Source organism: Streptomyces sp. RLA131 (genome assembly GCF_056270125.1).
Genome location: NZ_JBWDOQ010000002.1, coordinates 3,555,743 through 3,567,528 on the forward strand (window position 1 = coordinate 3,555,743; position 11,786 = coordinate 3,567,528).

The following is an 11,786-nucleotide window of genomic DNA, read 5'->3' on the forward strand; positions in this document are numbered from 1 at the left end:
GGGCGGCCCGCGGCCGCGTCGGACCCGGCCGCGTCAGACCCGGGCCGTCCCGGCGCTGCCGGCGGCCCCGGCCACCTCCGCGAGGAAGCTTTCGACGGCCTCGTACCAGGGACCGGGCTGATCCCAGGGCAGGAGATAGCCGGCGTCCGGTATCTCGGCGTAGGACCCGCGGGGAAGGACGCGGACCATCTCCTGGGCCTCGGCGCGGCCCAGTTCACCGTCCCAGCCGCGCACCACGAGGGCGGGGCAGCGCACCTGGGACAGCTCCTCCCAGTGCGAGTCCGACACCCAGGGCTCACGGGAGCTGAGCATGTGGCGGCGGGCGAAGACGGGCCACCAGCCGTCGGCGCGCTGTTCCATCAGCTCGGCGAAGAACTCGCCGCGGGTGGGCCGGGGTGCCTCCACCCAGGGGTCGTCCTCGGCGAACCAGCGGCGGGCGGCGTCGAGCGAGACGAAGGGCAGCGGCCAGCTCTCGAACCACTCCTCCCAGGCGTGCTGGCTCTCCTCGCCCAGGGCTGAGGCGCGCATGTCGCAGATGATCACCGCGCTCACCAGGTCCGGACGGCGGGCGGCGAGCTGCCAGGCGGTGAGGGCGCCCATGGAGTGGCCGATGAGAACGGCGGGGCCGAGCCCGAGCTGTTCGATCGCCGCCTCGGCATCCGAGACGTACGCCTCCCGCGAATACGGCCCCTCGGGCTTGCCGCTGCTGCCGTGGCCGCGCTGGTCGAGCGCGACGGCTCGATACCGGGGGGTGAGCCGGCGGGCGGTACCGGACCAGTGCGAGGCGCGGCCCATCAGGCCGTGCAGAAGCAGCACCCCGGGGCGGCCCCGAATGCCGGAAGGCAGGTCGGCGACCGGGGCGGCGGCCGGGTCAGGAAGCGGGGTGGAGCCCGGGGCAGCGGGGAGGCCTGCGGTGCCTTCGGGGGGCGAGGGCGCGGGGACGGGATGTGCGGCGTACTCCCACGCGGACAGCGGGACGGAGTCCGCTCCGCTGATCTCGATGCGCCTGGCCATGTGCCGCACCCCCTTCGTGACTGGACTGAACAATCACGCTATCGAACTCAGGTTCGAAACGCCTCTTCACGCGCGCAACACCGCTCTTTCGAGTGACAACGCTCAAGGATTGGGGGCTCACGCCGAGGGGAGGACTCCAGCGGGACGCGGTACGGAGGGGAAGACGGACCGCGGGGACCCACCCGGGAAGCTCGGGGTTCCGGGTGGCTCCAGGGGAGCCCCAGGGGAGGGACAGGGGAGGAGGGGCCCCGGCGCCGCAAAGCGCCGGGGCCCCCGAACCGTCCAGGCCCCCTCCAGGCCCCCGTCCAGGATCCCGTCCAGGACGCCGTCCAGGCCCCCTTGACCGACACCCCGGCCCCCGCACCGCCCGTCGCCCCGCTCGGCCGGCGGCTCGGCTACCGCTTGGCCACGAAGACGTGCGAGGCGACCTCCGAGGTCAGCTCGGCCGCCTCTCCCCCGCTGCCGACCAGCACACCGCCCGCCGACTGCGTCACACTCACCACGGCGCCCGGCTGCACACCGGCCCGCCGCAGTGTGTACATCAGCTGCGCGTCCGTCTGGATCGGCTCGCCGATCCGCCGTACGACCACACTGGAGCCGGCCGGCCCCGGGTCGAGCTCGGCCAGGCTGACCATGCCCTCGTCCAGGAAGGGGTCGGCGCCGTCCTTCTCGCCCAGTTCCTCCAGGCCCGGGATGGGGTTGCCGTACGGCGACTCCGTCGGGTGCCGCAGCAGCTCCAGGACGCGGCGCTCGACCGCCTCGCTCATCACGTGCTCCCAGCGGCACGCCTCCGCGTGCACGTGCTCCCACTCCAGGCCGATCACGTCGACCAGCAGGCACTCGGCCAGCCGGTGCTTGCGCATCACCCGGGTCGCGATCCGGCGGCCCTCCGCCGTCAGCTCCAGGTGCCGGTCCCCCGCGACGTGCACGAGCCCGTCCCGCTCCATCCGCGCCACTGTCTGGCTGACGGTGGGACCGCTCTGATCCAGCCGCTCGGCGATTCGGGCGCGCATGGGGACCACACCCTCCTCCTCCAGCTCCAGGATGGTGCGGAGATACATCTCCGTAGTGTCAATGAGTCCTGACATGCGTGCCCCTCGATGGCTGGTGCGTGGCCCTGCACCAATTCTGACGCATCGCGCCGACAACCGGCCCCGGCATGGTTGACACCGGCCCCGGCAGCGCTGGAGGGTCCTCGGCATGAGTGATCCGGACGGACAGTACGCAGAGCGGTATTTCGACGCCGCCATCGCTTTGCTCCAGCGCGTGCGCGACGGCGAGAGCGGACCGATCGCCGCCGCAGGCACCGCCCTGGCCGACACCGTCGCGGCCGGTGGCCGGATCTTCGCCTTCGGCGCCGGCCACTCCTCGCTGGCCGCCCAGGACCTGGTCTACCGGGCCGGCGGACTCGCTCTGGTCAATCTGCTCGCGGTCCCCGGCACGGTCGGTGTCGACGTCATGCCCGCGACCCTCGGCTCGGCCCTGGAACAGGTCGAGGGGCTCGCCAGGGTCGCCCTCGACACCTCCCCGGCCCGGGCCGGGGATCTGCTCGTCGTCGTCTCCCTCTCGGGGCGCAACGCGCTGCCGGTGGAGATGGCCCGGCACGCCCGCTCGCTCGGGCTCACGGTCATCGGCGTCACATCGGTCGCATACGCGAAGGAGACCACCCCGCGCAACGCGTCCGGGACCTTCCTCAAGGACCACTGCGACGTGGTCCTGGACTCCAGGATCGCCGTCGGCGACGCGGAACTGACGGCGCCGGGCATCCCGGCGCCGTTCGCCCCCGCCTCGACGGTCGTGACGAGCGCCCTGCTCCAGGCCGTGGTGGCGACGGCCGCTGTCACGCTCGCGCGGCGCGGCATCACGCCGCCCATGCTGCGCTCTGGCAACGTGGACGGCGGACACGAGTGGAACGCGGCGCTCATCGAGACATACGGCGACCGCATTTTCTGGCAGCGCTGACGGCGCCCACCGCCATGGCGCCGCCTGCGCGCGGCCGCCCGCGCGCGGCCGTCAGTGCGCGGCCATCAGTGCGCGGCCATCAGTGCTTGATGTCGCCGTACCCGATCACGTCGCGCGGGTCGCGCGGCCCCGGACCCAGGTAGCGCGCCGAGGGACGTACGAGACGCCCGGTGCGCTTCTGCTCCAGGATGTGCGCCGACCAGCCCGCGGTGCGCGCGCAGGTGAACATCGAGGTGAACATGTGTGCCGGGACCTCGGCGAAGTCCAGCACGATGGCCGCCCAGAACTCGACGTTCGTGGCCAGCACCCGGTCCGGGCGCCGGGCGTGCAACTCTTCCAGAGCCGCCTTCTCCAGGGCCTCCGCCACCTCGAAACGCGGGGCGCCCAGTTCCTTGGCCGTCCTGCGCAGCACGCGCGCCCGCGGGTCCTCGGCGCGGTAGACGCGGTGCCCGAAGCCCATCAGCCGCTCGCCCTTGTCCAGGGCCTGCTTGACGTACGCGACGGCGTCGCCGGTGCGCTCGATGTCCTCGATCATGCCGAGCACGCGCGACGGCGCCCCGCCGTGCAGCGGTCCCGACATGGCGCCGACCGCGCCCGACAGCGCCGCGGCGACATCGGCGCCCGTCGAGGCGATGACGCGGGCGGTGAAGGTGGAGGCGTTCATCCCGTGCTCGGCCGCCGACGTCCAGTAGGCGTCGACCGCCGCGACATGCTTGGGGTCGGGCTCGCCGCGCCACCGCACCATGAAGCGCTCGACGACCGAGTGGGCCTTGTCGATCTCCCGCTGCGGCACCATCGGCAGGCCCTGCCCGCGCGCCGACTGGGCGACGTACGACAGCGCCATCACGGCGGCCCGGGCCAGGTCGTCACGGGCCTCCTCGACGTCGATGTCGAGCAGCGGCTTCAGCCCCCACACCGGCGCGAGCATCGCGAGCGCGGACTGCACGTCCACCCTGATGTCCCCCGAGTGCACCGGGATCGGGAACGGCTCGGCGGGCGGCAGCCCGGGGTTGAAGGCGCCGTCCACCAGCAGGCCCCATACGTTCCCGAAGGAGACATGCCCCACGAGGTCCTCGATGTCGACGCCTCGGTAGCGCAGGGAACCGCCTTCCTTGTCAGGTTCGGCGATCTCCGTTTCGAACGCGACGACTCCTTCGAGTCCGGGTACGAAGTCGGACATCAGGCGGCTCCTCTTGATGCGGTCGACAGGCTTGGTACTGACGTGTGGGTAATGCCCCGCCCGTCCAGGGGAAGAAACGATATCTCTTGATGTCAAGAGGCCATAGGGCAAGATGTGCGCGTGCAGCACCTCCATGACCAAGCTCACGATCCGGCCGCCATGCGCAGGCAGTACCGCGCCCAGGGCCTGGCCGAGGACGCCCTCGCCGCCGATCCGTACACCCAGTTCGCCCGCTGGTTCGCCGACGCGGTCAACAGCGGCCTCACCGAGCCCAACGCCATGGTCGTCTCCACCGCCGACCCCGAGGGGCGGCCCGGCTCCCGCACCGTGCTCCTCAAGAGCTACGACCACCGCGGCTTCGTCTTCTACACCAACTACGAATCGCGCAAGGGCCTGGAACTCGCCGCCAACCCGCACGCCTCCCTGGTCTTCCCCTGGTATCCGCTGGCCCGCCAGGTCATCGCCTCCGGACCGGTCGAGCGCGTCTCCCGGGAGGAGACGGCCCTTTACTTCCGCAGCCGCCCGCACGGCTCCCAACTCGGCGCCTGGGCCTCCGCGCAGTCCCGCCCCGTCACACGCGAGGAGCTGGAGCGGCGGTACGACGAACTCGCCGCCCGCCACCCCGAGGGCACCGAAGTCCCGGTCCCGCCGCACTGGGGCGGCTTCCGGGTGCGCGCGGACCGCGTCGAGTTCTGGCAGGGACGGGAGAACCGGCTGCACGACCGGCTGCGTTACGACAACGGCGACGGCACGTGGAGCGTCGTACGGCTGGCCCCGTAGAGCCCGTAGAGCCCGTAGAGCCACCGCTCCCGAAAGCGCGGCGGAAAAGCAGGCGACCCGCGGGCTGCTCCCCGGAGCGCATGCGCTCCGGGCACCGGCCGGACCTATCCGGCGAGCCCGCGGGTCGGGTGACTGCGTGGTTCTGGCCCGGCGCGCGCTACGCGCTGGGCGTGGTGCGCGGCCTCAGCCCGCAGCCACCTCACGCGTCCGAGTGCTACTCATTCTCGGGACCACCTCCCTTCGTGTGTGCTCGCAACCTTAGGAAGCGGTCCGCGGCGTCACAAGTGATTTATGCAAAACGGGTGTGTCCTGGGTCACATCGGAGTTGAATGATTCGACGTGCAGTCATTCGATGCGACGCCGCTCAGTGACGGGGACGAGCAACTGCTCGCCGCCCTCCTCGACGGTATGGAGGCGGGTCTGTGCGCCTTCGACCGCGACGGGACCATCACGCACTGGAACTCCGAGGCCGCCCGCATCCTGGGCTGGACCCCCGAGGAGGCCGTCGGCCGCCACGGCTTCTCCGGGTGGGCGGCCCGCAACGCCGACGCCGACGAGGTGCTGGCGCGGCTGCTGGGCGTCATGGAGGGGCCGGGACGGCAGGTCCATGAGTTCGCCCTGCTGACCAAGGACGGGCACCGGGTGCTCGTGCGGACCCAGTCCGCGGCCGTCCAGTCGGCCGGTGGCCGGCCCGTCGGCGTCTACTGCGCCTTCTCCGAGGTCCACGCGCAGATCGACATGGAGCGCTCCATCGCCCTCAGCGAGGCGCTTTTCGACGACGCGTCATCCGGTGTCGTCCTCATCGACGCCGACCTGCGGCCCGCCGTTGTCAACGCCTACGCCGCGCGCGTGCTGCACAGCAGCCGCGACGCCATTCTCGGGCGGCCGCTCGGCGACCTCCTCGACCAGGGCGTCGAGGAACTGGAGACCGCCCTCCAGCACGTGCTGGCCGAGGGCGCCCCGCCCGCCCCCTCCGATCTGTGGGTCAGCCTGCGCGGCGGCGACGACGGCGGCCGACGGCACTGCTGGCGCAGCGGCTTCGTACGCCTGGGCTCCCCGCTCGGCGAGGAGCCCGTGCCGTTGGGCGTCGGATGGCTCTTCCACGACATCACCGACGCGAAGCTCGCCGAGCAGGAGGCCTCGCTGCTGCGCTTCCGTACGAACCAGATGCAGCGGGCGGCGCGGGCCGCCGCCGAGTGCGAGGTGCCACTCGAAGCCGCCACGACCTACGTCGACTTCGCGCTGGCCGGGTTCGGCGAGCACGCCTACGTCGACCTGCTCGCAGAATCCGGCTCGGGCCGGCTCGTGCGCATCGCGGCCACCCCCTCGGGCGGGGCGGCCGGCCCCTGTCTCCCCGTCACCGGGGCGATCCCCGTCCGGTACGGCGAGGGACACCCGGCGCTCCAGGCGGTGGAGCGCTGCGGCGCCATCAGGGCCGGCTTCGGCCCCGAGCCGGCGCCCGCGGCCGACCGGCTCAACAGCTGGGCCGCCGCCCGACGCTGGCCCGACGGCACGATGCACGCGCTGTGCGTCGTCCTGCGCAGCCGGGGCCGCACCCTGGGCGTCCTGACCTTCCTGCGCGGCACCGGGCGGCGGCAGTTCGACCGTACCGACGCCGCCTTCGCCGAGGATGTCGCCCTGCGGGTCGCCGCCGCGCTGGACATGGCGCCGCCGGCGGTGCGTTAGCCGGGGCGGTGCGCCGGCCGGGCCGCGCGTCAGGCCGATCGGCGCCCGGCCAGGGCGTCCGCCAGCAGCTCCGCGAGGTGGCGGGCGCGTACGCCGCCGAGCTGGTCGAGCTGGGTGCGGCAGGAGAAGCCGTCGGCCAGGACGGCCGCGTCCGGCGGGGCGTCCCGGACGGCGGGCAGCAGCCGCTCCTCCGCGCAGGCGACGGAGACCTCGTAGTGGCCGCGTTCGAAGCCGAAGTTGCCTGCCAGGCCGCAGCAGCCGCCGACCAGGGTGCCCGTGAGGCCGGCCCGCTCGCGGAGCCTGCGCTCGGCGGCATCGCCCAGCACGGCGTGCTGATGGCAGTGGGTCTGACCGGTGACGGGACGGTCCAGGCGGGGCGGCGCCCAGTCGGGCGCGTACCGCTCCAGGGCCTGCGCGAAGGTGACCACCGAGGTGCTGAGCGCGTTGGGGCCGAGCAGTTCCCGCAGGTCGGCCGTGAGCGCCGCCGCGCAGCTCGGTTCCAGTACGACGACCGGCAGCCCCTGCGCGAGGAGCGGAGCCATCCGGTCGAGCGTGTCGCGCATGACGCGGCGGGCACGGTCGAGCTGGCCGGTGGAGACCAGGGTGAGCCCGCAGCAGACGTCGTCCGGCGGGAGCAGGACCCGCAGTCCGGCGGCCTCCAGGACGGCGACGGCCGCCCGGCCGACCTCAGGGGAGAGGTGCTCGGTGAAGGTGTCGGGCCAGAGCACGACCGTGGTGACCCCGCCGGCTCCCCCGGCCTCGGGAGCCCGCGGAGCGTCCGGGGCCCCGGCGGGCCGCCGTCGCCACCAGCGGGTCAGGCGCTGCGCGGCGAGTTCGGGAATCGCGCGCTCGGGCGCGACCCCGGCCAGCCGCCTGCCGAGCGCGGCCAGCGGCCCGACCCGGGCCAGCGCGTTGGCCGGCCGCCGCAGAAAGGACGGCAGCGCTCCCAGCCACAACGGCAGCCGGCCCATCGAGTAGTGCGCGGCGGGCCGCAGCCGCCCCGCGTAGTGGTGGTGCAGGAACTCCGCCTTGTAGGTGGCCATGTCGACGCCGACCGGGCAGTCGGAGCGGCAGCCCTTGCAGGACAGGCACAGGTCGAGCGCGTCCCGCACCTCCTCCGAGCGCCAGCCGTCCCGGACCACCTCGCCGGCGAGCATCTCGTGCAGGAGCCGTGCCCGCCCCCGCGTGGAGTGCCGCTCCTCGCCCGTTACCCGGAACGAGGGGCACATCACGCCCACCGGAGCGGCCGTGTCGCGGCACTTGGCCACGCCCACACAGCGCCGTACGGCCGCCGAGAAATCGCCTCCATCACCCGGATAGGTGAACTTCACGTCGACCGGTTCGCGGGGCAGGACCTCGAAGCGGAGATTCGCGTCGAGTGCGTACGGTCGTACGAGCATGCCGGGATTCAGCCCGCCCGCCGGGTCCCACAGGTCCTTGAAACGTCCAAAGAGTGCGACCATCTCGCTGCCGTACATCCGCGGCAGCAGCTCGGCCCGTGCCTGGCCGTCGCCATGCTCCCCGGACAGGGAGCCACCGTGCGCGACGACCAGGCCGGCCGCCTCCTGCGAGAAGCGCCGGAAGCGGGCGACCCCGGTCTCCCGCACCAGATCGAAGTCGATCCGCACATGGATGCAGCCGTCCCCGAAGTGGCCGTACGGCGCTCCTCGCAGACCGTGCTCGGCCAGCAGCGCGCGGAAGTCCCGCAGATACGCCCCCAGGCGGGCCGGCGGCACCGCGCAGTCCTCCCAGCCCGGCCAGGCCTCGCTGCCGTCGGGCATCCGGGTCGCCGTCCCGGCGGCATCCTCACGGATCCGCCACAACGCCCGCTGCGCGGCCGGGTCGGTGACCACGACGCCGCCGTCCGCCCCGGCGGCGCGCAGCAGGGCCCGCGCCTCCCCCACGTCCGGCATCTCCACGAACAGCCACGCGCCCCCGGCGGGGAGCAGCTCGCGGGCAGCCGCCCCTCCCACCAGGTCGGCGGCCATCCCCTCCACCGTCAGCGGCCGGTACCGCAGCAGCCCGGCCGCGGCGTCGGCGGCCGCGCTCTCGTCGGTGTGGCCCAGCACCACGAGCACCGGTGCGGCCGGCACCGGAACCAGCCGCACCACCGCCTCCGTAAGGACCGCGAGGGTGCCCTCGCTGCCGATCAGGGCCCGGGTCAGGTCGCGACCGCGCTCCGGCAGCAGTGCGTCCAGGGCATAGCCGGAGATCCTGCGCGGCAGTTCGGGGAAGCCGGTGCGCAGCAGCGCGAGATTCGCGTCGACCAGCTCCCGTACGTCCGCCCGCAGCGGCTGCCGGCCGCCGCCCGTGCGGAGCGTCCCGCCCCCGTACGTCAGGGCGTCCAGCGCCAGCACGTTGTCGGCCGTCGTCCCCCAGGCCACCGAGTGCGAGCCGCACGCGTTGTTGCCGATCATCCCGCCGAGCGTGCACCGGGAGTGCGTCGACGGGTCCGGCCCGAAGGTCAGCCCGTACGCGCCCGCCTCGCGCCGGAGATCGTCCAGCACGACGCCGGGCTGCACGCGGGCCGTACGGGCCTGAGCGTCCAGTTCCACGATCCGGGTCATGTGGCGGGTGAAGTCCAGCACCACGCCGACGCCCGTCGCCTGGCCCGCGATCGACGTTCCGCCGCCCCGGGCCACGACCGGTGTGCCGTGCTCACGGCACACCGCCAGGGCGGCCGCCACGTCGTCGGCGTCGCGCGGGGCGACGACCCCGTCGGGGACACGGCGGTAGTTGGAGGCGTCCATCGTCATCAGGGCCCTGCTCTGCGCGTCGAAGGCCACCTCGCCGCGTACCGCCCGGCGCAGCGCCCGCTCCAGCTCCTCGCGATCAGCCATGGCCCCAGACTGCCCCCTATGAACACGTCTCATCGGGTGGACCCCGCCCCGAAACCAGCCTGTAACGGATTAGGCTGCGGCCGTGGCCGATATCCAGATTCCCGCTGACATCAAGCCCGCCGACGGTCGCTTCGGCTCGGGTCCCTCCAAGGTTCGGCCGGAGGCGCTGACCGCGCTCGCCGCGACCGGCACGTCCCTGCTCGGCACGTCCCACCGCCAGGCCCCGGTGAAGAACCTGGTGGGCCAGCTCCGGGAGGGCGTCCGGCAGCTCTTCTCCCTCCCCGAGGGATACGAGGTGGTGCTCGGCAACGGTGGCTCGACCGCGTTCTGGGACATCGCGACCCACGGACTGATCCGTCAGAAGTCCCAGCACCTCAACTTCGGTGAGTTCTCGTCGAAGTTCGCCAAGGCGGCCAAGCTCGCGCCGTGGCTCGACGAGCCGACCGTGATCTCCTCCGACCCGGGTACGCACCCCGAGGCGGTCGCCGAGGCGGGTGTGGACGTCTACGGCCTCACCCACAACGAGACCTCGACCGGTGTCGCACTGCCCGTCAAGCGTGTCGCGGGAGCCGACGAGGGCTCCCTCGTCCTGGTGGACGCCACCTCCGGCGCGGGCGGCCTGCCGGTCGACATCACCGAGACCGACGTCTACTACTTCGCTCCGCAGAAGTCCTTCGCGGCCGACGGCGGCCTGTGGCTGGCCGTCTTCTCCCCGGCCGCCCTGGAGCGGGCGGAGGCGATCTCCGCGTCCGGCCGCCACATCCCGGCGTTCTTCGACCTGCCTACGGCGATCGACAACTCCCGCAAGAACCAGACGTACAACACCCCGGCGCTGGCGACCCTCTTCCTGCTCAACGACCAGCTGGAGTGGATCAACAGCCAGGGCGGTCTGGACTGGGCGGTCGCGCGTACCGCCGACTCCTCCTCGCGCCTGTACAACTGGGCCGAGAAGTCCTCTCACGCCACCCCGTTCGTCACCGACCCGGCGAAGCGCTCGCAGGTCGTCGGCACGATCGACTTCGCCGAGGGCATCGACGCCGCCGCGATCGCCAAGGTGCTGCGCGCCAACGGCATCGTCGACACCGAGCCGTACCGCAAGCTGGGCCGTAACCAGCTGCGCGTCGCGATGTTCCCGGCCGTCGACCCGGCGGACGTGGAGGCGCTGACGGCGTCGATCGACTACGTCATCGACCACCTCTGATCCCTGCTGATCTCCGGTGCTCCCCGCGGGGGCACTGATCAGCGTCCGGTGGGGCGGCGCCGCATGCGCCGCCCCACCGCCATCACCGCCGCGACACCGGCCAGGGTGATCAGCCCGACCGTGAGGCGGGAGTGGCGGCCGAAGGGGCCGTCCGCACCGGTCGGGTCCGCGGCCGAGGCACCGGGCGCGCCGGAATCCGAGGCGGACGCCGACGCCGATGTGACCGAGTCCGGCAGGTCGTCCCCGCTCAGTCCCACCCGCGTCACATCGCTGCCCGCGCCCTCACTGCCGTACATCAGCGCCCGCCCGTCCGGGGTGAAGGTCACCGACTCGCCCTGCCGCTGCAGCGGTACGTCGACATCGCCGATCTCGTGCGGGGCACCGGCCGACCAGCGGTACATCCGCGCGTCGAAGTAACCGCGCACCACCAGCCGGGTCCCGTCCGGCGAGAACGCCGCGTCCGTCGCCCACAGCGGGACGGCGGCGATCCGGTGGAAGAGGTTGACGCCGCTCGCGCCGAGGGTCTTCGGGCCCTCGTACAGCCCGCCGCCGTCCTCGTTCTTGCTGACGATGTAGGCGCGGCCGGTCTTCGGGTGGATCACCAGGGACTCGGCGTTGCGGGCGCCGCCCTGGTAGCGGACGACGTACTGGGTCGCGGTGACGGTCGTGTCCTTGAGCCGGGCGGGCTCGGGGAAGCGGTAGATCCACACGTGGTCCCAGCTGCCGCCGAGGTTGTCGCCGATGTCGCCGACGTAGATCTGGTTGCCGGGGCCGATCGAGATGGCCTCGACGTCGCGCGGGCTGCCGATGCCGCGGAGGGTGACGGTGGCGACGGTCTTCCCGGTGGCGGAGTCCACGGCGTAGACGTAGGGCCCGTCGTCGCTGTCGTTGTGGGTCCAGTAGATGCCCGGGTGGAGGTGGCTGGCGGCGAGCCCGCTGGACTCGGTGATCCGTGGGTCGGTGAGGGTGAAGGAACCGGGCGAACCGTCGTCGGCCGAGGCCGGGGCGGTGCCGGCGGTGAGGCCGAGCAGGACGCAGACGATGGCGATGAGCGGTGCGTTACGACGGCGCATGCGCCAAGCCTGCCATTGCCGGGCCCGGCGCCGTGGCGGACCTCACTCCG

9 protein-coding genes are annotated in these 11,786 nt (G+C 73.0%); 4 read left to right on the forward strand and 5 right to left on the reverse strand.

The features are described from left to right. Positions 1 to 33 precede the first annotated feature (33 nt). Both RWE79_RS17035 and RWE79_RS17040 read right to left on the reverse strand, forming a co-directional pair. On the reverse strand, positions 34 to 1,014 hold the full coding sequence (locus RWE79_RS17035; RefSeq protein WP_475940929.1) for an alpha/beta fold hydrolase: 981 nt from the start codon (positions 1,012 to 1,014) through the stop codon (positions 34 to 36). 395 nt (positions 1,015 to 1,409) lie between these two features. Continuing rightward, positions 1,410 to 2,102 carry an iron-dependent transcriptional repressor DtxR gene (locus RWE79_RS17040; RefSeq protein WP_475940930.1) on the reverse strand — a complete coding sequence of 231 codons (693 nt, stop codon included), beginning with the start codon at positions 2,100 to 2,102 and terminating at the stop codon, positions 1,410 to 1,412. Between the two features lie 112 nt (positions 2,103 to 2,214). On the opposite strand from RWE79_RS17040, the gene RWE79_RS17045 reads away from it, so the two are divergent. Further along, positions 2,215 to 2,976, forward strand: coding sequence for an SIS domain-containing protein (locus RWE79_RS17045; protein WP_475940931.1), 762 nt, complete (start codon positions 2,215 to 2,217; stop codon positions 2,974 to 2,976). Positions 2,977 to 3,055: 79 nt separating this feature from the next. On the opposite strand, the gene RWE79_RS17050 is transcribed toward RWE79_RS17045, so the two are convergent. Next, positions 3,056 to 4,156 (reverse strand): citrate synthase 2, encoded by a 1,101-nt coding sequence (locus tag RWE79_RS17050; protein ID WP_475940932.1) that lies wholly within the window; start codon positions 4,154 to 4,156, stop codon positions 3,056 to 3,058. A gap of 159 nt (positions 4,157 to 4,315) precedes the next feature. Here RWE79_RS17050 and pdxH point away from each other — a divergent pair, with 159 nt between their 5' ends. Then, positions 4,316 to 4,936, forward strand: coding sequence for a pyridoxamine 5'-phosphate oxidase (gene pdxH, locus RWE79_RS17055; protein WP_475945874.1), 621 nt, complete (start codon positions 4,316 to 4,318; stop codon positions 4,934 to 4,936). 339 nt (positions 4,937 to 5,275) lie between these two features. After that, a complete protein-coding gene (locus RWE79_RS17060; protein WP_475940933.1) occupies positions 5,276 to 6,622 on the forward strand; it encodes a PAS domain-containing protein in 1,347 nt (448 codons plus the stop codon). A 29-nt stretch (positions 6,623 to 6,651) separates the two neighbouring features. Here the strand turns inward: RWE79_RS17060 and RWE79_RS17065 are convergent, their stop codons facing one another. Next, entirely contained in the window at positions 6,652 to 9,462 is a 2,811-nt protein-coding gene (locus tag RWE79_RS17065; protein ID WP_475940934.1) for an FAD-binding and (Fe-S)-binding domain-containing protein, read from the reverse strand. 82 nt (positions 9,463 to 9,544) lie between these two features. On the opposite strand from RWE79_RS17065, the gene serC reads away from it, so the two are divergent. Next, complete coding sequence (gene serC, locus RWE79_RS17070) at positions 9,545 to 10,663, forward strand: phosphoserine transaminase (RefSeq protein ID WP_475940935.1); 1,119 nt, start codon at positions 9,545 to 9,547, stop codon at positions 10,661 to 10,663. Positions 10,664 to 10,701: 38 nt separating this feature from the next. On the opposite strand, the gene RWE79_RS17075 is transcribed toward serC, so the two are convergent. Next, positions 10,702 to 11,736, reverse strand: coding sequence for a TolB-like translocation protein (locus RWE79_RS17075; protein ID WP_475940936.1), 1,035 nt, complete (start codon positions 11,734 to 11,736; stop codon positions 10,702 to 10,704). Positions 11,737 to 11,786: the final 50 nt, after the last annotated feature.